Annotated in this window: 22 protein-coding genes; 9 read left to right on the top strand and 13 right to left on the bottom strand. The window is 68.6% G+C overall.

The window, feature by feature from the left end; all coding sequences use genetic code 11:
* Positions 1-23: 23 nt before the first annotated feature.
* Both QSJ33_RS13340 and QSJ33_RS13335 read right to left on the bottom strand, forming a co-directional pair.
* Positions 24-998: a hypothetical protein gene (locus QSJ33_RS13340; RefSeq protein WP_285726977.1), complete on the bottom strand. Its 975-nt coding sequence runs from the start codon at positions 996-998 to the stop codon at positions 24-26.
* A 94-nt stretch (positions 999-1,092) separates the two neighbouring features.
* Positions 1,093-1,788: a nitroreductase family protein gene (locus QSJ33_RS13335; protein WP_285726976.1), complete on the bottom strand. Its 696-nt coding sequence runs from the start codon at positions 1,786-1,788 to the stop codon at positions 1,093-1,095.
* A gap of 163 nt (positions 1,789-1,951) precedes the next feature.
* Between QSJ33_RS13335 and QSJ33_RS13330 the strand changes: the two genes are divergently transcribed.
* From QSJ33_RS13330 to QSJ33_RS13315, 4 genes are read left to right on the top strand one after another with little or no spacing between them, the layout of a single operon-like run.
* On the top strand, positions 1,952-2,434 hold the full coding sequence (locus QSJ33_RS13330; protein ID WP_285726975.1) for a MarR family winged helix-turn-helix transcriptional regulator: 483 nt from the start codon (positions 1,952-1,954) through the stop codon (positions 2,432-2,434).
* A gap of 38 nt (positions 2,435-2,472) precedes the next feature.
* Positions 2,473-3,888 carry a TolC family protein gene (locus tag QSJ33_RS13325; RefSeq protein WP_285726974.1) on the top strand — a complete coding sequence of 472 codons (1,416 nt, stop codon included), beginning with the start codon at positions 2,473-2,475 and terminating at the stop codon, positions 3,886-3,888.
* A gap of 52 nt (positions 3,889-3,940) precedes the next feature.
* Positions 3,941-5,053: an HlyD family secretion protein gene (locus QSJ33_RS13320; RefSeq protein ID WP_285726973.1), complete on the top strand. Its 1,113-nt coding sequence runs from the start codon at positions 3,941-3,943 to the stop codon at positions 5,051-5,053.
* A 16-nt stretch (positions 5,054-5,069) separates the two neighbouring features.
* Positions 5,070-6,635: a DHA2 family efflux MFS transporter permease subunit gene (locus tag QSJ33_RS13315; protein ID WP_285726972.1), complete on the top strand. Its 1,566-nt coding sequence runs from the start codon at positions 5,070-5,072 to the stop codon at positions 6,633-6,635.
* A 10-nt stretch (positions 6,636-6,645) separates the two neighbouring features.
* Here the strand turns inward: QSJ33_RS13315 and QSJ33_RS13310 are convergent, their stop codons facing one another.
* The gene (locus QSJ33_RS13310) at positions 6,646-7,248 is read right to left on the bottom strand and encodes a class I SAM-dependent DNA methyltransferase (protein WP_285726971.1); all 603 of its coding nucleotides are present in this window, start codon (positions 7,246-7,248) and stop codon (positions 6,646-6,648) included.
* 38 nt (positions 7,249-7,286) lie between these two features.
* Between QSJ33_RS13310 and QSJ33_RS13305 the strand changes: the two genes are divergently transcribed.
* Positions 7,287-7,955 carry a hypothetical protein gene (locus QSJ33_RS13305; RefSeq protein WP_285726970.1) on the top strand — a complete coding sequence of 223 codons (669 nt, stop codon included), beginning with the start codon at positions 7,287-7,289 and terminating at the stop codon, positions 7,953-7,955.
* A 66-nt stretch (positions 7,956-8,021) separates the two neighbouring features.
* Here the strand turns inward: QSJ33_RS13305 and QSJ33_RS13300 are convergent, their stop codons facing one another.
* The 10 genes from QSJ33_RS13300 to QSJ33_RS13255 all read right to left on the bottom strand — a co-directional run bounded on the left by QSJ33_RS13300 (position 8,022) and on the right by QSJ33_RS13255 (position 17,123).
* The gene (locus QSJ33_RS13300; RefSeq protein WP_285726967.1) at positions 8,022-8,546 is read right to left on the bottom strand and encodes a ferritin-like domain-containing protein; all 525 of its coding nucleotides are present in this window, start codon (positions 8,544-8,546) and stop codon (positions 8,022-8,024) included.
* A 7-nt stretch (positions 8,547-8,553) separates the two neighbouring features.
* Complete coding sequence (locus QSJ33_RS13295) at positions 8,554-9,435, bottom strand: 2-oxoacid:ferredoxin oxidoreductase subunit beta (RefSeq protein ID WP_285726965.1); 882 nt, start codon at positions 9,433-9,435, stop codon at positions 8,554-8,556.
* An 8-nt stretch (positions 9,436-9,443) separates the two neighbouring features.
* Positions 9,444-11,234 carry a 2-oxoacid:acceptor oxidoreductase subunit alpha gene (locus QSJ33_RS13290; protein WP_285726963.1) on the bottom strand — a complete coding sequence of 597 codons (1,791 nt, stop codon included), beginning with the start codon at positions 11,232-11,234 and terminating at the stop codon, positions 9,444-9,446.
* A 171-nt stretch (positions 11,235-11,405) separates the two neighbouring features.
* Entirely contained in the window at positions 11,406-12,344 is a 939-nt protein-coding gene (gene fabD / locus QSJ33_RS13285) for an ACP S-malonyltransferase (protein WP_285726961.1), read from the bottom strand.
* Between the two features lie 37 nt (positions 12,345-12,381).
* Positions 12,382-13,407 carry a phosphate acyltransferase PlsX gene (gene plsX, locus QSJ33_RS13280; protein ID WP_285726959.1) on the bottom strand — a complete coding sequence of 342 codons (1,026 nt, stop codon included), beginning with the start codon at positions 13,405-13,407 and terminating at the stop codon, positions 12,382-12,384.
* Between the two features lie 11 nt (positions 13,408-13,418).
* Positions 13,419-13,604 carry a 50S ribosomal protein L32 gene (gene rpmF, locus QSJ33_RS13275; RefSeq protein WP_285726957.1) on the bottom strand — a complete coding sequence of 62 codons (186 nt, stop codon included), beginning with the start codon at positions 13,602-13,604 and terminating at the stop codon, positions 13,419-13,421.
* Between the two features lie 44 nt (positions 13,605-13,648).
* Positions 13,649-14,182, bottom strand: a complete 534-nt coding sequence (locus tag QSJ33_RS13270; RefSeq protein ID WP_285726955.1) for a YceD family protein — start codon at positions 14,180-14,182, stop codon at positions 13,649-13,651.
* Positions 14,179-14,661 (bottom strand): prepilin-type N-terminal cleavage/methylation domain-containing protein, encoded by a 483-nt coding sequence (locus tag QSJ33_RS13265; protein ID WP_285726953.1) that lies wholly within the window; start codon positions 14,659-14,661, stop codon positions 14,179-14,181. Before QSJ33_RS13265 ends, QSJ33_RS13270 begins: the two co-directional genes overlap by 4 nt.
* Before the next feature lie 89 nt (positions 14,662-14,750).
* A complete protein-coding gene (locus QSJ33_RS13260; protein ID WP_285726951.1) occupies positions 14,751-16,202 on the bottom strand; it encodes a sigma-54-dependent transcriptional regulator in 1,452 nt (483 codons plus the stop codon).
* 297 nt (positions 16,203-16,499) lie between these two features.
* Positions 16,500-17,123, bottom strand: a complete 624-nt coding sequence (locus QSJ33_RS13255; protein ID WP_285726949.1) for a hypothetical protein — start codon at positions 17,121-17,123, stop codon at positions 16,500-16,502.
* Positions 17,124-17,544: 421 nt separating this feature from the next.
* Between QSJ33_RS13255 and QSJ33_RS15605 the strand changes: the two genes are divergently transcribed.
* The 4 genes from QSJ33_RS15605 to QSJ33_RS13240 all read left to right on the top strand — a co-directional run bounded on the left by QSJ33_RS15605 (position 17,545) and on the right by QSJ33_RS13240 (position 21,577).
* Positions 17,545-18,612 carry a glycosyltransferase family 9 protein gene (locus QSJ33_RS15605; RefSeq protein ID WP_420801402.1) on the top strand — a complete coding sequence of 356 codons (1,068 nt, stop codon included), beginning with the start codon at positions 17,545-17,547 and terminating at the stop codon, positions 18,610-18,612.
* Complete coding sequence (locus QSJ33_RS13250; protein ID WP_285726946.1) at positions 18,609-19,568, top strand: glycosyltransferase family 9 protein; 960 nt, start codon at positions 18,609-18,611, stop codon at positions 19,566-19,568. Before QSJ33_RS15605 ends, QSJ33_RS13250 begins: the two co-directional genes overlap by 4 nt.
* A 30-nt stretch (positions 19,569-19,598) precedes the next feature.
* Positions 19,599-20,561: a DUF1573 domain-containing protein gene (locus QSJ33_RS13245; protein ID WP_285726944.1), complete on the top strand. Its 963-nt coding sequence runs from the start codon at positions 19,599-19,601 to the stop codon at positions 20,559-20,561.
* Between the two features lie 65 nt (positions 20,562-20,626).
* Positions 20,627-21,577: a DMT family transporter gene (locus QSJ33_RS13240; RefSeq protein WP_285726942.1), complete on the top strand. Its 951-nt coding sequence runs from the start codon at positions 20,627-20,629 to the stop codon at positions 21,575-21,577.
* Positions 21,578-21,592 lie beyond the last annotated feature (15 nt).

Genomic DNA, 21,592 nt, shown 5'->3' with positions numbered 1-21,592 from the left:
TGGAGCAGTCTAACCCCTCCCCGCTATTTCAGGCCCTTCAGCCAGGCGGCCAGGGGGGCCAGATCGGCCAGGGGCGTGCTGTCGCCGTAGGCGGTCATGGCGCTGGCGGGCGACAGCTCCGCGCGGGGCCGGGTCTCCCGCCTGAGCAGGAGGTTCGCCTCCGGCAGGTCGATCACGGCGCCGTGGTAGCTGGCGGGCACCGTGGCCGGGCGCCAGGTCTGGACGTCGCGGTCACCCCACACGATGGCCGCGGGACCGGTGAGCCGGGCCGCCAGGGTCCAGGGATCGAGGTCGAGGGTGTCGCGCACGAAGTCGAGGGTCTCGGGTGCCATGAGGCCCTTGGCGAGTCGGCCCATGGCGGGATACACGTCGGTGCCGGGCTCGGGCGTGGGCTGGTTCCGGCGGATGGCCTGGAACACCTGGTCCAGGTAGGCCAGGTTGGCCGCGGCCTTCTCCGGCGGGAGCTGCGGGCGCAGCTGCTCCTTGATGGTCGTGGCCATGTCCCGGCCCGGCAGGGCCAGCAGGAGCGTGGCATCCGCGCCACCCGCCGCCAGGAGGGAGAGGAGCGCACCCTCGCCGTGGCCCACGAGCAGGAGCTTCTTCCCCCTGGCCTCGGGCAGGGCGCGGGCGGCGGCCAGGGCGGCCTTGAGGTCCCCCATCTGGGCATCCAGGGAGATGTCCAGCTTCGGGTCCCGCGATCCGATGAAGCGCTTGTCGTAGCGCAGGCTCCCGATGCCCTGGGCCTGCAGCCACCCCGCGAAGTCCCGGCCGGCATGGCTGGCCACGGGGATCATCGGGTTCGACCAGTCCCGGTCCGTGGGCCCCGAACCCGCCACCATCACCGCGAAGTAGGGATGCGCCCCGCCGGCCCGGACGCTGGCGTGGAGCAGGAATCCGTTGAAGCCCGGGAAGGTGATCGGCCGATCCGCCGGCGCGGGTGCCGGCTGGGCACCCGCCGGAAGCGCCAGGGCGGGAAGACACAGCCAGACAGGTTTCATGCAGCCTCCGGGGTCGCGCGGCCCACCTCAAGACTAGACGAATCGGGCCACCCACCCTTCGAGTGGGCCGAGGGTCCCGGAGGTTCGGCGGCCGTCACCGGCCTGGCTGATTCCGCCCCACCGGCAGCAGGACGAGGGCCTTCTCCCCCTCCGGCAGGCCCAGGGCCCTTCCCACGGCCGCCAGATCCACGCCGGAGGCGGTGCCGGCGCCCAGATCCAGCGCCGCGGCCTGGAGCAGCAGGGCCTGGGAGGCGGCGCCGCATTCCCAGAAGGTGTAGTCCATCGCCGTGGCCGGATCCCGCGAGGTGATCGGCAGCGGTCTCCCGGTGATCACGAACACCGAGGGCGCCTTGGCGATCCAGGGCTGCATGCCCTTGATGGCACCCAGGAGGGAGGTGACGCCCCCGGCCCCGGTGGCCTGGAGGGTGTGCCCCGCCGGACGGTAGCGGTAGGTTCCCGCCGCGAGGGTGGGGCTCCCTTCTGTGACGAGGTACACCCGCAGCGGATAGCGGGCATGGGCGCTGGGCACCGTGCGCCGCCCCGGGCGGTTCTCCCCCTGGGCGCTCCAGAGGAGCTGGGCGGCCTCGCCCCGGGAGAGGGCCGGACCCGCGAGCTCGCGGAGGGTGCGTCGGGCCTTCAGGGCGCCGTCCAGCGTCGCGGGGCCGGCCGCGGGGGCGGGCAGCGCCAGGGCGGTCCCGGGTGGATCCGCCGGCGGGGCCAAGACGGCCGGGGACGGAACGGCCACCAAGGCGGAAAGGAGGATCGGTCGGAGGAGAGATGGGCGAACCACGGCAGCCTCCTGCAGGCATCCCTTCATTGTTCCACCGTCGTCCACCTGGAAATATCCGCCATACATCCACCCTTCTTCCCGGCAGGGTTGACAGGTGAAGGAGGGATTCTATACATTACTGCTTCGGCAGTAATTGCTTAGGCATCCACATGGAATCCGGGACATGAACGAGGCGACTGGCATTCCCGAACCGCTGTACACCCCCGAGAACTACAACCCGGAGGACAGCATCGGCCGCCTCATCGCGGAGACCTCCAGGCAGATCCTGGCGGCCCTCGACGATGAGCTGCTCCACCGGGGCACCGGCATCACCGGGGCCCAGTGGGCCATCCTCATGCGCATCTCCCGGGGCTGCGCGTCCACGGCCGCCGAACTCTGCCGCTACAGCCGCTACGACACGGGTTCCATGACGCGCATGCTCGACCGCCTGGAGGAGAAGGGCCTGATCCTCCGCGTCCGGAGCAGCAAGGACCGCCGGGTCACGATGCTGGAACTCACCGACGCGGGCCGGGACCTGCTCCCCCAGCTGCCGCCGGTGGCCATCAAGGTGCTGAACGCGCACCTCAAGGGCTTCAGCCAGTCCGAACTGGACCAGCTCAAGGGCTTCCTGAACCGCATCAGGGCCAACGGCGAGGCCTCCGCATGAACCGCACCACGATGCTTCGAAACGAGACGGAGGCTTCCATGTCCTGCCCCAGCACCCGGGCCTTCGGGTTCCCCCGCGTCCCCGGCCGGGCCCCGGCGCTCCTTCTCGCCCTGGCGGGTTCCGCCACCGCCTTCGCCCAGGCGACGGCCCTGCCGCCCGCCGCGAACTCCGCGCCGGCATCGAGCCCGGTACCCGCCGTCCAGCTCACCCTGGCCCAGGCCCTCCGGACGGCCCTGGCCCAGAATCCCCGCGTCCAGCAGTCCCTGCTGGCCGTGGCGGAGAGCCAGGAGGACCGGCGCGCCGCCGCCGCGGCCCTCCTGCCCACGGTGGCCGCCGAGGCCTACGGGCAGCGCAACAAGTACAACCTGGACGCCCTGATGGGCATGGCCCAGCCCAACGGTCCCCAGGTGGTGGGCCCCTTCAACTGGAGCCAGGTGGGCCTGGAGGCCCGTGCCCCGATCTTCGACCTGAGCCTCTGGAAGCGGTGGAAGGCCGCCAGCTACGCCGAGGACTCCGTCCGGGCCCAGGGCCGCGCCGTCCGCGAGGAGATCGCCGCCCTGGTGGTGGGGCAGTACCTGCGGGCCCTCCGGGCCGCCGCCTCCGTGGATGCCTCCCAGTCCCGCGTGGACCTGGCCGGGGCCCTCGCCACCCTGGCGGAGAACCAGCAGAAGCAGGGCGTCGGCACCAAGCTGGACACCCTGCGCGCCAAGGTGCAGCTGCAGACGGAGCGCCAGCGCCTCATCCAGGCCCAGACCCAGCGCCTCACGGCCCTGGCGGGCCTCGGGAAGCTGCTGGACCTGAAGCCCGGCACCCCCATCGAGCTGCAGGACACCCTGGCCGCCCCCGCCCTGCCCGAGCTGGACTTCCAGGCTGCCTACCAGGCGGGCCTGAGCCAGCGCCCCGAACTCGCCGCCCTGGACGCCCGGGAGAAGGCCGCGGAGAGCCTGCGCCAGGCGGCCCAGGGCCTCCGCCTGCCCTCCATCGTCGCCTCGGGCAGCTACGCCTCCACGGCCCTGCAGTCCGAGCCCCGGGCCACCACCTACCAGGTGGCCGTGGGCGTGAAGGTGCCCCTCTTCACGGGCGGCCTCGTCTCGGCCCAGGTCGCCAAGGCAAAGTCCGAGCAGGCCCGGGTCCAGGAGGCCCGCCGCGACGTGCGGTCCCAGGTGGGCCTGGAGGTCCAGGTGGCCCAGGCCGAGCAGGATGCCGCCCGGCACGAGGTGGAAGTGGCCGATCTCGCCGTCAGCCTCTCCCAGGAGGCCCTCACGCAGGCCCGCCACCGCTTCGAGGCCGGCGTCAGCAACAACATCGAAGTGATCAACGCCCAGGACGAGCTGGCCCGCGCCAACGACAACCAGATCAGCGCCCTCTACCGGCTCAACCAGGCCCGCGCGGACCTGGCCCGGGCCATGGGTCAGATCGAGAAGCTCTACCTGGCCGCGGCCGACCGGCCCTGAGGCCCGGGAAACCCCACCCTTCCGCGATTCCGACGACGACATGGAGACTGACATGAACCAAGACGCTGCCTCGCCCCAGGACGCCCCGGCCTCGGAGACCGGACCCGGCGGGACCAGGGCCATGCGGGCCCTGATGATCGGGACCCCCATCGCCCTCCTCCTCGGGCTCGGCCTGTGGTTCTACTCGCGCAACCGCGTCAGCACGGACGACGCGCAGGTCGACGGCCATCTCGTGCCCGTCTCGGCCCGTGTCTACGGCAGCGTGGAGCGGGTGGCGGTGGAGGACAACCAGGCCGTGAAGGCGGGCGATCTCCTGGTGGCCATCGATCCGCGCGACATCCAGGCCAAGGTGGACCAGGCCAAGGCCGCGCTCCTCCAGGCCGAGGCCCAGGTGGAGGGCGCGAAGGCCGACCTGGAGCGGGCCCGCGTGGCCTACCAGCAGGCCCGCAGCTCCGACCTGGAGGGGGCCAAGGCCAACGCCGAAGCCAAGAAGGCGGGCTTCGACAAGGCCCAGTCCGACTTCCAGCGCATGAAGCCCCTGGCCGCACGGGAGGAGATCTCCGCCCTGCAGTTCGACAGCTTCCGCACCCAGGCCGAGGTGGCCGACAGCGACTACAAGGCCGCCCGGGAGCGGCTGGCCTCCCTGCAGCACGAGGCCGAAAGCCGGAAGGTGGCCGTCGTCGCCGGCGAGGCCCGGCTGGCCTCCGCCCAGGCCCAGGTGGCCCAGGCCCAGGCCGCCCTGGAGGCCTTCCGCCTGCAGCTCGGCTACACGCAGGTGATCGCCCCCGTCGAGGGCGTGGTGACCCGGAAGTACGTGGAGACCGGCCAGACCATCCAGCCCGGCCAGGGCCTGCTCACCCTGATCCCCCTGCACCAGACCTGGGTCACCGCCAACTTCAAGGAGACCCAGCTCGCGAATGTGCGTCCCGGCCAGGAGGCGGAGATCAAGGTGGACATGAACGACGTGGTGCTCAAGGGCCGCGTGGACTCCATCGCCGGCTCCACCGGCTCCCGCATGAGCCTCCTGCCGCCCGAGAACGCCGTGGGCAACTTCGTGAAGGTGGTCCAGCGCATCCCCGTGAAGATCCGCATCGACGACGCCGAGGCCGCCAAGGTCACCCTCCGGCCCGGCATGAACGTCGATGTCACCGTGATCACCAAGTGACCACGAGGAACCGTACTTGAGCGATCACGCCCCCCGCCGCATCAATCCGTGGATCATCGCCATCACGGTGATGATCGCCACGTTCATGGAGGTGCTCGACACCAGCGTGGCGAACGTGGCCCTTCCCCACATCGCGGGGAATCTCTCCGCGACCGTGGAGGAGACCACCTGGGTGCTCACCTCGTACCTGGTGGCCAATGCGGTGGTGCTGCCCCTGGGCGGCTACTTCTCCAGCCTCATGGGACGGAAGCGCTTCTACATCCTCTGCGTGAGCCTCTTCACCGCGGCCTCGCTGCTCTGCGGCATCGCCCCCTCCCTGGGCTGGCTCATCTTCTTCCGCATCCTCCAGGGGCTCGGCGGCGGCGGGCTCCAGCCCATCTCCCAGGCGATCCTGGTGGAGACCTTCCCCCACGAGAAGCGCGGCGCGGCCATGGCCTTCTACGGCATGGGCGTGGTGCTGGCCCCCATCATCGGCCCCGTGCTCGGGGGGTGGATCACCGACAACTTCAGCTGGCACTGGATCTTCCTCATCAACATCCCCGTCGGGTTCCTCTCCATCGCCCTCACCACCTCCCTGGTGTTCGATCCGCCGACCTTCCACCGCATCTCGCTCAAGGACAACAAGTTCGACTACTTCGGCATCGGCATCATCACCCTGGGGCTGGCCTCCCTCGAGATCGTGCTGGACGAGGGCCAGCGGAAGGACTGGTTCACCTCGGGCTTCATCGTCTTCTTCGCCATCCTCGCCGTGGCCGCCCTCGTCTTCGCCGTGCTCTACGAGCTGAAAAAGAAGCGCCCGATCGTGGACCTGCGCCTGCTCAAGGACCGCACCTTCGCCGTGGCGGCGCTGATGCTGTTCGTCCTGGGCTTCGTGCTCTACGGCAGCCTGGCGCTCCTCCCGATCTTCCTGCAGACCCTCCTGGGCTACACGGCGGTGCTGAGCGGCTGGGTGCTCAGCCCCGGAGGCATGGCCGTGATGGCGATGATGCCCGTGGTCGCGGTCCTGCTGAAGCGGGTCGACACCCGCTGGCTCATCGGCATCGGCTTCGTCTTCTGCGGCCTGGGCCTCATCCAGATGTCGGGCTTCAACCTCCAGGTGGACTTCCGCACGGCCATGGAATCCCGGATCGTCCAGAGCATGGGCTTCGCCTTCCTCTTCGTGCCCATCAACGTGATGGCCTTCCAGCACATCCCCCACGAGAAGACCAGCTACGCCACGGGGCTGATGAACCTGCTGCGCAACATCGGCGGCAGTTCCGGCATCGCCATCGCCACCACGATGCTGGCCCGGCGGGCCCAGTTCCACCAGGCCAACCTCATCGGCAACCTCGCGCCCGGCAACCCGGCCTACCAGGGCTTCATGGACCGGGCCGCCCAGCTGGGGGTGCTGCGGGGCGGTCTCTCGCCCGCGGATGCGACCCGCATGGCGCAGGGGTCGGCCTACGGCCTGGTGATCCGGCAGTCCACCATGATGGCCTTCGCCGACACCTTCCTCTTCATGGGCGTGATCTGCTTCCTGCTCCTGCCCCTGCTCCTGCTGATCCGGAAGTCCCGGGCCACGGGGCCGGTGATGATCGACTGACGCCGGCGGCTCAAGGCCGCACGGCCACCACCAGGAACACCGGGTACCGCTTCCCGCCGCGGTCGATGACGTAGGGCGTGTCGAACCGGATGTCCCGGAAGCCGGCCCGCTCCAGTCCCGCGCGCAGGCCCTCCCGGTCGAACCCGTGGTGGACCTCCACCCCGGCGCCGTGGAAGGACCCGTCCTCGGTGTCGAGGTCGGCGATGCAGAGCAGCCCGCCCGGCTCCAGCAGCCCGTGGAAGCGCCGGAAGGCATCCTCAGTGTCCGGGATGTGGTGGAGGGTCATCAGGTTGCAGAGGAGGCCGTAGCGGTCCGCCGGCAGCGGCCCCTGGGTGAAATCGTGCTGGAGGGCCTCCATGCCCGGGAGGCCGGACGCGGCGATCTTCTCCCGCAATACCTCGAGCATCCCGGCGGAGGTGTCCGCCAGAGTCATGCGGGCCACGTGGGGCCGCAGGGCAAAGCCCAGAAGGCCGGTTCCGCAGCCCACCTCCAGGGCGCTCCGCCCGGACAGGTCGCCCACCTGGGCCCGGATGGCCGCGGCCACCCGCTCCGCCCGCGCCACCTTGTCGGCGTCCGCATCCCAGTCCCGGGCCTTCAGGTCGAATTCGCTCATGGGTCCATTCTACGGGTACCATCGGCCTGAGGTGCCCTGTGAGTCTCCGAGACCAACCGGCTTCCGAACGGGCCTTCGCGTCCCTGGTGGTGCTGGCCCTGGCTTCCGCCATGGCCCTCGGCGCCACCTTCGTGGCCACGAGGGAACTGGCCCCAGGGCCCGCCGCCGCCCAGGCCGGTCCGCCCCAGCACTCCCGCCTGCTCTCCGTGCTGGACGGCGTCATGGCGGTGAACACCAATCCCGCCCAGGTCGAGGTCTTCCGCACCTGGGTGAAGGGCGGCGCCACGCGAGAGGGCTGGCCGCCGGTGGAATCGATCGTGACCAACAACTGCTCCCGCTGCCACGACGCGGGAGGCCAATTCCCGCGCCTGGCCTCGTACGAGGACCTGCGGCCCATCGCCTTGGAGGAGACGCCGCAGGGACTCATGGGGCTCCTCCGTTCGCGCCCTCTGCACCTCTTCGGCTTCCCCGCGATCCTGCTGCTCAGCAGCCTGCTCTACCTCCGACGGACGGCCTGGTCCGGGAGGAAGGCCCTGATGGCCGCCACCGCGGCGGCCGTGGTGTTCGACCTCGCCCAGTGGATGCTCCGCCAGGGCGCCCCGGCGGGTCGCTGGGCCGCCTGGACTGCGCTTGCGGGCCTGGCCGCCGCCATGCTCGCCCAGGTCGGGGTGGTGCTGGCCGAGCTCTGGCGGCCCCGGAAGGCCTGACGCCCCGTCACGGCGAAGGCCACGAAGGTCGCCCTTCGTGGCCTTCGGGTCGCGGGTTCGGGCCGGCTACTGGGCCGTGGGCTCGTCCACGAAATCCTCGTCCGATAGGCCCGAGTCGGGCGGCAGCTTGGCCAGTTCGGCCTGCACGAGGTCCTGGTGCTGGACCTCCTCGTCCCGGAGTTCCTCGAAGAGGGCCTTCACGGCTGCATCCTTCAGGGCGGGCAGGGCCTCCACGAAGAAGGCGTGGGCCTTCACCTCGGAGGCCAGGGCCGCCTTCATCGCCTGGCGCGGGCTCATGAAGGCCCGGGCCGCATCGAAGTCCGGCGCCTCGATGTCGAAGATCATGGCGCGGGTGACGGCGCTCGGGGCGGAACCGAACAACTCCGCCCGGCGGGCGGCCAGGGCCTCGCCGTGCTTGGCCTCGTTGAGGGCCATGTAGCGGAAGAACCTGGCCGCGTCCGGGGTGCGGTGCTGGTCCATCTGCGCCGCGAAGTCCTCGTAGCGTTCCTTCGCCTCCTCTTCCACGAGGACGGCCAGGTCCAGCGCGTCCTTCAGGCTGAGGGCCTTGAAATCGATGCCGCGCGTCGTCATGGCTGCCTCACTTCTTGATGAAGAGATCGAGGATGCGCTCCTTCGGGGGCGCGTCCTTGGAGAGGGCGGCCTGCCGCTCGCGGATCAGCGCGTCGTAGGTCGGCGCCGGCTCTGGGTTCCGGTAGAAGACGCCGAGGTGCAGCTTCTCGCCGTAGTGCTGGGCCAGGTCCATGGCCGCCAGGCGGTCCGCCGGGTTGTGGCCCAGGCTGGCCAGGTTCTCGCTGATGGCCTTGAGGCCCTTGATCTGCTGGACCTCCTCGCCGTAGGTCACGCAGGGGGACTGGATGTTCACGAAGGCGAAGCCGGGGAAGCGGATGGCCTCCTCGATGATGGCGGCCATGCCCGCGAGGTCCGTGGGCGAGGCCTGCGCGACGAACCCGGCGCCGTAGGCCAACACGTAGAGCAGCGGATTGACGGGATTCTCGAGGCTGCCGTAGGGCGAGGTGCAGGTGGTGCGGCCCTTCTGGGAGGTGGGCGAGAGCTGGCCCTTGGTGAGGCCGTAGATCTGGTTGTCCATCACGAGGTAGGTGATGTCGATGTTGCGGCGGATCAGGTGGGCGATGTGGCCGCCGCCGATGGAGAAGCCATCCCCGTCCCCGCCCGCGGCCAGCACCAGCAGGTCAGGGTTCGCAAGCTTGATGCCCTGGGCGATGGGCAGGGCACGGCCGTGGACGGTGTTGAAACCGTAGGCGGTGGTGTAGCCGGGAATGCGGCTGGAGCAGCCGATGCCCGAGATGAAGGCGACCTCGTGGGGCGGGCGGCCGACGGCGGCCAGGGCGCGATAGATGCCCTGCACCACGGAGTAGTCGCCGCATCCGGGGCACCAGATGGGCTTCAGGTCGCTCTTGTAGTCCTTGGCCTGGAATTCGCAGGTGGCGTTGGCGCTCATGGTGGACCTCACTCCTGGGGCTGAAGCTTGCCCTCGTGGCTGCGCTGCAGCTCCGAGAGGAGATGGTGGAGGGCCGCGACGATCTCGCCGGGCAGGAAGGGGTTCGCGCCGCTGCGGGCCAGGGACTGGAGGCCCTTCGGAAGGTCCAGGTGCATACGCAGCACCTTGAAGGTCTGGGCCAGGTGGGACTGCTCGACGACGAGGCCCTTCTGCACGGAGGCGAAGAAGTCGCGGTAGGTCTGCTCGGCCACGGGGTAGAGCAGGTAGGGCACCATCAGCTTGACGTCGAGGCCCTGCTCTCTGGCCATCTGCAGCGCCTCGCGGCACACGCCGGCCACGCTGCCCCAGGCGATGAGGGCCAGCGGGGCATCGGGATTGCCGGTGATCTCGAAGAGGTCCCTGCGATCCTTCAACGGGTCGAACTTCCGGATGCGCTTGTCGTTCATGCGGGCGTGGACGGAGCCGCTGTTCGTCGGCGCGCCGGATTCGACGTGCTCGATCCCGGAAGCCAGGTAGGTGCCGCCGAGCATGCCCGGATGGCTGATGGGGCTGATGTGGTTTTCCGTCTGCTTGAACCGCTTGTAGTCCTGCAGATCCGACCCCGTGGGGAGCAGGCGGTTGACGATCTTGAACTGGCTGGTGTCGATGGGATCCAGGGTCTCCTTGCGCGAGGCGATCTCCTGGTCGGACAGCACGATCACCGGCGTCTGGTAGTACTCGGCGATGTTGAAGGCCTCGATGGTGGTCCGGAACATGTCCGCCACGGAGGTCGGGGCCAGCACGGGTCGGATCACATCGCCATGGGCGGAGAAGGCCGCCGCGAAGAGATCGGACTGCTCGGTCTTGGTGGGGAGGCCCGTGGAGGGGCCGCCGCGCTGCACGTCCACGATCACCAGGGGCAGCTCGGCGATGCTGGCGAGTCCCATCATCTCCGACTTGAGGGAGAGGCCGGGGCCGCTCGTGGCGGTCATGGCCTTCTTGCCCGCGAAGGAGGCGCCCACCGCGGCGCCGATGCCCGCGATCTCATCCTCGGCCTGGAGCACGGCGCCGCCGTACTTCCAGACGTGGTGGGTGAAGAACTGCATGATCTCGGTGGAGGGCGTGATGGGATAGCCGCCGAAGAACTGGCAGCCCGCGAAGATCGCCGCGGCGGCGCACATGTCGTTGCCATCCGTCAGGAGCTTCACGGCGCCCTTCGTCCGGGAGGGCTCGACGGTCATGTCGGCCTTGAGGGGATGGGTCTTCGCGAAGGCCACCCCGGCGTCGAAGGCCTTCTGGTTGGCGTCGACGAGTTCCTGGCTCTTCTTGGCCAGCTTCTTGGAGATGCCCTTCATCACCGCCTCGCCGCCGATGCCGAACCACCCGGCGATGAGGCCCAACACCACGGTGTTCTTGGCGCGCTCGGTGCCGGCGGTGCTCTTGGCCATCTCGGCGATGGGCACGGCGATCACCTGGAGGGGCGTCACGCCCACCAGCGGGATCTGGTTTTCCGGCACCCCCGTGGCGGCCTCGTAGATCACCACGGTCGTTCCGGCCACGGGCAGCTCGGCGCCGAACTTGAGGAAGTCCTCCCAGTTCAGGGCCACGGCCACATCAAGGTTCCCGCCCGGGTTCAGGACCGGATCCGTGCTGATGCGCACGCGGCAGGAGGACTCGCCGCCGCGGATCTGGGACCCGAAGCTCTTGGTCATCACGCCGTGGTAGCCCTCCGCCGAGGCGGCCTGGAGCAGCGAGTCGCCGGCGGAGACGATGCCGTCGCCTCCCGAGCCGGCCATTCCGAAGACGAGATCCTTGCGCATAGGCCCCTCGCGATGCGGAAAGGAGCGGCGTCGCCCTCCGGCGCAGCGCCCTTCCCCCCCGTTCCCGAAAATGATACCGGTATCAGCATCCAGGAATGGGCGCACGGGCCTTGCTTTTCGTCACATCTCGGACGCATCGCGGTGGAGGGTCGTCTCCGCCGGCAGGCACCCTCAGCCCAGCTGGGCGAGGTCCTCCGGAGTGCCCAGGTTGACGGCGACAACCTCCATCCCCCGCTCCTTGGCCTGCCGCTTCACGAGGCCGGACAGCACCTTGCCGGGGCCCAGTTCCAGGAACGTGGTGACACCCTGGTCCAGCAGGAACGACAGCGTGGCCTCCCAGCGCACCGCGCCGGGGATCTGGCGGATGAGGCCGTCACGAAGGGCCTCGGGGCCGCTCACGGCGGCGGCGTCCACGTTGTTCACCAGCGGGCAGCGCGGGGCCTTGAAGGCCAGGCCCCGGAGGATGGGCTCCATGCGCGCCTTCGCGGGCTCCATGAGGGGGGAATGGAAGGGCGCGCTCACGGGCAGCTTCATGGCCTTGCGCCCGCCCCGGGCCTTGGCGGCCTCCAGGGCCGCGTCCACGGCCTCGGCATGGCCGGCGATCACGATCTGGCCGGGACCATTGAAGTTGGCGGGCACCACGATCTTCCCCGTGGCCGCGGCGGCCTCGGCGCAGCTGGCCTCCACGTCGGCGAGGCTCATGCCCAGCAGGGCCGCCATGGCGCCCACGCCCACGGGCACGGCCTCCTGCATGGCCCGGCCGCGTTCCCGCACCGTGGTCACGGCCTCATGGAAGCTGAGCGCCCCCAGGGCCACCAGCGCGCTGTACTCGCCCAGGGAATGGCCGGCGGCGAAGTCGGGCCGCGGCAGCCGATGGGCGAAGGCCCGCACGGCCATGGTGCTGTGGGTGAGGATGGCGGGCTGGGTGTGCTCCGTGAGCTTCAGCGCCTCCTCGGGACCCTCCGCCATCAGCTGGGAGAGCCGGAATCCCAGGGCCGCATCCGCGTCCTCGAGCACCGCCCTCGCCGCCGGCTCGGAGGCGGCCAGGGCCATCCCCATGCCCACCGCCTGGGAACCCTGACCGGGGAACAGCCATGCCACCTTGCTCATGGGCACCTCAAAGAATCGGGAAGTCGGGCGCGCGCCCTCAGTCCTGCGGCAGCAGCTGGGCGACGCGCTCCTGGATGCGCTCGTGGAGCCGGTGCTCCACGGCCCGCAGGGCGGCGCGGATGGCGTTGCGGACGGCCTTGTGGTCGCTGCGGCCGTGGCCGATGATGCTCACGCCCTTCACGCCGAGGAGCGGGGCGCCGCCGTATTCGGTGTAGTCGAGCCGCTGCTTGAACCGCCGCAGGGCCGGGCGCGCCATCAGGCCGGCCAGCTTGGTGATGGCGCTCTCCATGAAGCTGTCCTTCAGGCCGCCGATGATGCCCTCGGCCAGGGCCTCGCTGGACTTCAGCACCACGTTGCCCACGAAGCCATCGCAGGCGATGACATCGAAGTTGCCGTTCCAGATGTCGCGGCCCTCGGCATTGCCCTCGAACCGGATCTCCAGCTCGCGGAGCATGGCGGAGGCGTCCTTGGTCACGTCCGTGCCCTTGCCGTCCTCCTCGCCGACGCTGAGGATGCCCACGCGGGGCCGCTCGAGGCCGAGCACCTCCTCGGCATAGACCGAGCCCATCACCGCGAACTGGGCGATGTGGTCGGCCCGGCAGTCCACGTTGGCGCCCACGTCGAGGAGCACCGTGGGCCCGCCCTGGGTGTTGGGCATGACGCTCGCCAGGGCCGGCCGGTCCACGCCCTCGAGCTTGCCGATCACGAGGCTGGAGGCCACCATGGCCGCGCCGGTGTGGCCCATGGACACCATCCCGTGGGCTTTCCCCTCCCGGACGAGCTGGGCGGCGATGCGGATGGAGCTGTCCTTCTTCTCCTTCAGGATGGAGGTGGCCTTGTCCTCCATCGAGACGACCTGGGAGGCATGCACCACCTCGGCCCGCGCCAGGAGGGCGGCCGAGAATCCGTGCTTCGCCAGGGCCGGGCGCAGCACCGCCTCGTCCCCCACCAGGTAGAGGAACAGGCCGGGCCAGGCCTCGAGGGCCTCCCGGGCACCCTGCAGGGTCACGTGGGGGGCATGGTCGCCCCCCATGGCATCCAGCGCGATGCGGTGGCCGTCCACGCTGTCAGGTCTCAGGCGGTCTCGGCGGTCCGCACCGCCAGCTTGCCGCGGTAGAAGCCGCAGCTCGGGCACACGCGGTGAGGCAGCTTGGGGGTCTGGCAGTTCGGGCAGGTGCTGGCGCTCATGACTTCGAGGGCATCGTGGGTGCGCCGGCGGTCGCGGCGGGCCCGGGAGTGGCGGCGCTTGGGATTCGGCATGGCTTGCTCCTAGCTTGAAACACGAATGTTCCAGGATAAATGCATCAGGATTCGGGGTCCAGCTTGATTCCTGCGAGGGCCTTGGAGAGGGCCCGGCTGAGGGCGGAAGGCGCCCGGTCCGCCTCGGGGCGGCACTGGCAGGGTCCCTTGTTCCAGTTCTTGCCGCAGGTGGGGCAGAGCCCCTTGCAGTCGTCGGAACAGAGGGGATGCATGGGGGCCTGGAGCTCGAACTGCTCGCGGACCACCTCGGCCTCCTCCAGGGTGTCCTCGGGGAGGAACACCACGTCCAGGTCCTGGGAGCCCAGGGTGTGCGCCCCCCGTCCCACCAGGTCGGGGTCCTTGCTGCCCAGGAACTGGCTGGACACCGCCAGGGGCCGGTCCAGCGGCACCAGGCAGCGGCTGCAGGTGCCTTCCCAGATGGCCTGCCCCTTCACCTCCAGGAAGATGTCCTGGCCGGAGGGCAGCGCGAACAGGGCCCATTCGAGGTCCCGCAGGGCGGCGTCGCCCTCCAGGGGGAGGCGGTCCACGGCGCCGTTCAGGCGGAGCCCCTCCGGGGGCAGCTTGTAGAGGTCGATCACTTCCCGCTCCCCGGTGCCGCCGGGGGCGGGGCACCGCCCTCCGCCGGGGCACTTCCGCCGGTGACCTGGCCCTGGCCGGGCGTACGGGTGAAGGGCTTGAACTCGTCCGGATGGTCCGGGTCGCCCTGGCACTTCAGCTCGTAGTTGCCGTGGGAGGCCTTGCCCTCGTAGGGCTGGCTGAAGGGATCCATGGGGCTCATGCCCACCTTGATGAGGCTCTCCTTCACCAGGGGCGAGTTGCCGTCCACCATGGCCTCGTAGCTGCTGAAATCCGGATAGCGGGCGTGCTTCAGGTAGTACTGGTCCAGGCCGTCGGCCACGATCTTGAGATCGTCCTGGGCCTTGAGGTAGCGGGCGTTGGCGCTGTATTTCTGGTACTGCTTGAAGCCCAGGGTGGCGATGACCGCGATGATCATCATGGCCACCAGCAGCTCGAGCAGCGAGAAGCCGCGGGCCTTGCGTCGGGAGGGGGTCGTCATGGGGCGGGTCCGTGAAAGGGGCTCGGGAGGATCCCCCGCGAGCGTTCCAGTGTGACAGGGATGGCCGGAAATGCAAGGATCCATGGGCATCATGCGTCCTTCGGCCCCTCGGTTCCGCCCTCATCCACGGAGGGCGCCGGATAGTCCTCCGGCCAGGGGAAGGCCGTCGGAAGGGCCTCCACCCCGCCGAGTTCTGCCAGCCAGTACCGGTAGGCGCGGAAGCTCATGCCCAGGCGCTTTCCGGCCTTGGTCTTCACCCCGCCCACCTCGTCCAGGGCGCGGCGCAGGAAGTGCCCCTTGAGGGCCGTGAGCCAGGCCTCCAGGTCGAAGCCGTCCGGGGGGATGGCCAGGGGGACGGGGCGGTCCGGGGCGGTGCCGGGCCCGCCGGAGGCCAGGTTCTCCGGGAAGAGCTCCCGGGTGATGGGGCCGCCGGGGTTGAGCGCCACGCAGCGCTCCATGAGGTTCTCCAGCTCCCGCACGTTGCCCGGGAACCGGTAGCCCAGCAGCAGGTCCATGGCCTCGGGGTGCAGCTGCATGGGGGGCTTGGCCAGCTTCTGGCAGAACCGGCGGATGAAGTGCTCCGCCAGCACCGGCAGGTCCTCGGGCCGCTCCCGCAGCGGGGGCAGCTCGATCTGCAGGATGTTCAGGCGGTAGAACAGGTCGTCGCGGAAGGCCCCGCTCTCCGCCCGGGCCCGCAGGTCCCGGTTGGTGGCGGCGATGACGCGGACATCGACCGGCCGCTCCTCGGTGGCCCCCAGGCGCCGCACCCGGCGCTCCTGGAGCACCCGCAGCAGCTTCACCTGCAGGGCCAGGGGCATCTCCCCGATCTCGTCCAGGAACAGGATGCCCCCGCCCGCCTCCTCGAAGAGCCCCCGCTTCATGGCGCTGGCGCCGGTGAAGGCCCCCTTCTCGAACCCGAAGAGCTCCGACTCCAGCAGGGCCTCGGGCAGGGCGCCGCAGTTCACGGCCACGAAGGGGCCCTTGGCGCGGTCGGAGTAGCGGTGGATGAGGCGGGCCACCACCTCCTTGCCCGTGCCGCTCTCCCCCGTCAGCAGCACCGTGGTGTCCGCCCGGGACACCTTGCCGATGAGGGCGTTGATCTTCCGCATGGTGGGCCCCACGCCCACCAGCTCGCCCAGGTCCTGGGGCGGGGCCCCCTCCGGCGCCTCCGCGGCCAGGAGGCCCTTCAGCGTGGCGATGAGGTCCTCGTGCTTGAAGGGCTTGGTGATGAAGTCCACGGCCCCCTGGTTCAGGGCCTGCACCGTGGTTTCCGTGGTGGCGTAGGCGGTCATGATGACCACCGGCGTCTCCAGGCCCTGCTCCTTCATCCAGGTGAGCAGCTCGATGCCGGAGCCGTCCTTGAGCTTGAGGTCCGACAGCACCCCGTCGAAGGTGGTCTCCGCCAGGGCCCGCTGCCCCTCCTCGATGCCCGAGACCGCCTCGCACTTGAAACCCGCCCCCTCCAGGGCGAGGGTCAGAACCTCCCTGAGGCTGGGCTCGTCCTCCACCAGGAGGATCCGTTGGGTCGTGGCGAGGGACATGGCAACCTGTGCGAGCAGCGCCCAAATAACGCCAGAGGGCTGTGACGCATTACGTCAATCACCCATCCTACCCTAGACCCGTTTTCGCAAGCACCTGAAAGAGATCAGATACCCCGCCCGCAACAGCGCAGTACGTCCTTATTCTTACGAAACAAAACTCTGAAAATCGATCCATCATCTATAGAATCACACTTGATATTATTCGCACATCTGGCAATAAAACAACAATTAGATTTATGGCTGACCCATGTAAAACACGATTGGGCTCTTCATGGGTCAGCCAGACAGATTAAAAAATTAGTGTCGATTCCCTTGACTATAATGACAATCCCATGTGGCTAGGTTATAACCGTAATACTGATAAAAGTAGGAAGGATCAATGCCCCATCTAGTGTAAACAACGAGATTACCATCATTTTGTATTTTAAGATAGTACCCATATCGCCCCATCGCAGGTTGAAAATGAGTATTTTGCCCAATATCCCAGTAAGGATAATTGTTTGAGTTATAAATTACAAGATTACCATCAGATTGCATTGTAAGTCGACCACTACTTCCAATCCAATACCCGGAGGTTGCAGAATCCCAGTAGGCGACCGTCAAATTTCCATTATAAACAACCAAGTTGCCATCACCTTGCAAAAGAACTCTATAAGCACCATTCTGAGAAACCAGAGATTGACCCACACCTAATGACTGGTTTTCCAGAAGAGTATCACCTGGCAGGGTTGGGATCGGGCCCCAGGGATATCCTGGCGAGGTCGTAATATCATAGGCAGGAAGAGTTGGTGTTGTACTGCCCGTTCCTCCACCCGTCCCACCTGTTCCTCCACCTGTCCCGCCGGAACCATCGGTGATAGGAGGCATTCCCATCAGAAGCGCAGGGGCAAACAGTAGAGTTAGAAAGATTTTTCGTAGCACGTATTCCTCCTAAATAGGGGTGTGTGGGTTGCCACACCAGACGATAACCATGATCAAACTACTCCAAGATAGAATTCCTCTGAACGGTATCAAAACCACCCCCGAACGGTATTCGAGCTGATCTCATAGGGGGACTTTATACCAATCGTATTCAGCCAATCCAGGTTGTACTATAATAGGCTCAACCTCGCCCATTCTAGACCTTTAAACCAGTAAGCACATCGTCGAAGGCGGCCCCACACACGGGCCACAACCCATACTTGATTCTTGAGAGGGGCTTGCCCCATGAAGCGGCTCCTGCCTGGAAGGTTTCAGGGCCCCCAAGGGGCGGGCCGTCTTCTCACTAGCGAAATCTATTGGGGGGAGACAGAAGTCCCAACATCTCGGGAATTGAGGCTCGGAAAGGCACACAAGAGTTGCGATGCCCTGGAACGATCGTTCTATCCTTAACAATTCAAGGGAGCCCTGTGAAGCAATCTGTGCCCGGTCTCAACACGCTGTCCTTCAAAGACAGCGAGTGCGTGTTTCTGGTTTTTTTATGCACCGGACCAATCGCGAGCGCTCCCGGATGCACGCTATGCGCTTCCTGATTAGCCGGACAGATGCCATCGGGGACCTAGTTGTCAGCCTGAGTCTGGTGGAGCGCATTCTGTCGAGGAACCCTTTGGCAGAGATTCATCTCCTGGTACGCGAGAACACCGCGCCGGTGCTGGAAGCACATCCCGGAATCCATGCCATCCACCTCCGGGGGAATGGGTCTGAGCTTGAGCGCCTTTTTAAGGAAATTCGGCCAGAGGCCGTCTTGAACCTTTTCCACAGGGATCAGATCGTGACCGTCGCCGCGAAGCGGGCCGGAGTGCCTATCCGAGTTTCAAGGGCCCGCGGCCTGAATCAGATCCTCTCCGCTACCCACCTCATCTGGAAAGGACGATACGGGACCGGGAGGCATGAATCCGAAAATGTGCTCGATTTCCTGGCGCCATTCGGATGGGACGGAGGATGGCCCTCTCCTCCGAGGCTGTTCCTGACAGACGAAGAACGTTCGCGAGGCCTTGCAGAACTGGGGAGATATCCGCGTCCCAGGATCGGCATCGTGCACAGGGGCAGCGGCGCGGGCGCGAATCCCTCCGACCGATGGTGGGATCGGGCCGACTCCACTTTTCGCCAAGCGGGGTGGCTCCCCATTTCGCTAGCCCCCGCCGAGGCCAGTGAACTCCCAGCCACCGGATTGAGGGGGCTCATGGCGCGCATCGCCGCCTGCGATGCAGTCATTAGCCCATCGACAGGCCCCGCCCACATCGCCGCAGCTCTGGGTGTGCCCCTGCTGGTCCTCATGGGCCTCCGTCCGAATCATTCTCCCGATCGCTGGGCTCCAATGGGTGCACGGGTCCAGGTGATCCAGTACCCTGGCCCGGAGGCCGACCTCGAAGACGGCATGGACCGCCTCGATCCCAATTCCCTCCTTACCCACCTGGATCGCCTTCGATGATCCCCGACCACGCCACCTGGGTGCGCTTCCCGCGGTTCGTCGGAGACGCCGCCATGCAGCTGCCCGTGCTGCGGTTGCTCCGGGAAATCGGGGAAGGCCCCATCGTCGTGTGGGGCCCGAAGGCGGCGGTGGGCCTGGTGGAGGGCACCGGCCTCTGCGACGCGACCGTCCCGGATGAGGGCAAGCCCGGCCCCTGGGCCATGGCCCGCCTGCTCCGGAAGCACCGGGCCGCCCGGAGCATCCACTTCCCGAAGTCCCTGCGCCCGGCCCTCGCCGCCTGGCTGGCCCGGGTGCCTGAGCGCATCGGCGTGGACGAGAGCCTGGCGGGCCCCTTCAACACCCACAGCGGCCCCTTCTGGAAGGCCGACGGCCCCTTCCTCCTCCGCTACCACGCCGTGCTGAAGCGGCGGTGGCCGGACCTGCCCCCCATGCCCTTCGCGGACTTCGACCCCGGGGTCCCCATCGACCGCCCGGCCCAGCCCTACCTCTGCCTCATGCCCGGCTCCACCTGGGCCTCGAAGGCCTGGCCGGCCGAGTCCTACCGGATGATCCTGCTCCGGGCCCGCGTGGAGGGCTTCGCCGTGGCGGTGCTGGGGTCCCCCGACGAGGCGGCCGTCTGCGCCGCGGTGGCGGGCACGGAGGGCATCGACCTCTGCGGGCGCACCACCCTCCAGGAGGCCGCCGCCTGGCTGCGGGGCGCGCGGGGGGCCCTCGGCAACGATTCGGGCCTGAGCCACCTGGCCGCGGCCTGCGGGGCCCCCACCCTCGCCATCTACGGCGCCACGGACCCCCGGGGTTCCACGCCCTGGGGCCCCAGGAGCCGCGGGCTCCGCCGGAACGACGTCCCCTGCGCGCCCTGCTTCCTGCCCGTCTGCGCCGTGGAGGGGCACCCCTGCCTCACCCGCATCGGCCCCGACGAGACCTGGAAGGCCTTGATGGAGCTGATCTCCGCGTAGCATGCTGTCTTCCCACCCCGAGGTGCCCGCATGATCCGCCGTCTCCTGTTCGCCTGCGCCGCCGTCACCCTCATGGCCCAGGCCCCCGCCATCCACTTCGACAGCTTCAACCACGACTTCGGCCGCATCACGCCCGACCGGAAGGTCTCGGCGAAGTATCGGGTGACGAACACCGGCAACGCCGTGCTGAGCATCTCCCAGGTGCGCCCCTCCTGCGGGTGCACCGCGACCGTCCTGGGCAAGTGGTCCATCAACCCGGGCGAGAGCACGGAGCTGGAGGCCACCTTCGATCCACGGGGCTACCGCGGCCAGGTGCGCAAGTCCATCGAAGTGCTGTGCAACGATCCCAAGACCCCGGCCGTCACCCTGACCTTCGAGACCGAGGTGGTGCAGGAGGTGATGCCCTCCCAGGACGCCGTCTACTTCAACACCGCTCGGACCGCCTCGGCCCATGCCACGGTGCGCTACGCCTCCGGCAACGGCGATCCCGTGAAGATCACCGAAGCCCGCGCCCCCGGAGCTCCCTTCCTGGCCTTCACCTGGCGCCAGGACGGCAAGGACGCCCTCCTGGACGTGGCCTTCACCGGCCGGAGCGTGCCCAAGGGCCAGTTCCGCGGGGTGGAGACGGTCACGGTCCGGTTCACCAGCGCCCACGTCCCCCAGCTGCCCCTGGACGTGCAGTGGGAGCTGAAGCCCTCGGTGGTGGCCAGTCCCGCGGGCCTGGTCTTCGAGGGCAATGCCGGGACCGACCTGCGGGACAAGCTGGTGCTCAAGCAGGCCGAGGGCCGTGCCTTCCGCGTCACCGGCATGTCCTGCTCCCTGTCCCAGGTGCGGGTGGAGGGGCTGCTGCAGAAGGCCGCGCCCCAGCAGGAGCTGACCATCGTGGTGCCCGCGTCCATGAAGGCCGGTCGGTACAGCGAGACCCTGGCCCTCAGCACGGACGATCCCGACCAGCCGGAATTGACGATCCGCATCAGCGCCATCCTCAAATAGGCTCCATCCGTCAAGGGAACCGTCCGCAGCCTTGCGGATCGACGGCAATTCTCTAGTCTGAAGGGATGCAGGCATCCCGCAGGTCCCATCTCGTCGCCGTCATCAGCCTGGCGCTCACGGCCGCCATCTGGGGCGGGGGATTCCCGGCCACCAAATACGGCCTCCAGGCCGGCCTCTCCGTGGGCGCGCTGCTCACGCTCCGGTTCGCCATCGGCACCGCGGGGCTGGGCCTCATGGTGGCGCTCCTGCGGGTCCCCATCCGGCGGCAGGCCGTGAGGGACGGCCTCTGGCTGGGCCTGGTGCTGGCCACCCTCTTCTGGCTGCAGACGGATGGCCTCCGCTTCACCACCACCTCCAAGTCGGGGTTCATCACGGGCCTCTATGTGATCTTCACGCCCCTGGTGGCCCTCCTGGCCGGGGACCGGCTGCGCCCTTCCCACGGCCTGGGCGCGGCGGTGGCCCTGATCGGCCTCCTCCTGCTCGTGCGGGAGCCCGGGGCGGCCTGGGGCGGCTGGAACCGCGGCGACTCCGAGACCCTGCTGGCGGCGGTGCTCTGCGGGTTCCACATCGTCATGACGGCCCATTTCTCGCGCCGCTCCTCGGGCTGGATCCTGGCGCTCATGCAGGTGGCGGTGACCGGCCTGGCCTCGCTCCTCATCACCCTGGCCCTGCCCGCCCCCTGGGGCTTCGAGGGGGCGGCCCGGGCCCTGGCCCGCCCCGGGACCTGGGTGGCCCTGGCCTTCATGGGGATCCTGGCCACCACCCTGGCCTTCTACGTCCAGAGCACCATGCAGGCCCGCCTGGGCGCCACGGAGAGCGCCATCCTCTTCTCCACGGAGCCCCTCTGGACCGCCCTGCTCGCCATCAGCGGCTGGATCCCCGGCATCCGGGAGCACCTGGGCCCCGTCCAGCTGGCCGGGGGCCTGCTCATCCTGGCGGCCACGCTCGTGGCGGAGCTGGGGCCGCGCCTGCTGCGGCGCCTCCAGGCGTCCGAGGCCGAGGACGCGATCGGCTAGCCGCCGGTATCCTGG

This window comes from Geothrix rubra, from assembly GCF_030268065.1.
Lineage (GTDB): Bacteria > Acidobacteriota > Holophagae > Holophagales > Holophagaceae > Geothrix > Geothrix rubra.
Note: the sequence above shows the minus strand (reverse complement) of the source record. Positions and strands in the feature narration are given on the sequence as shown.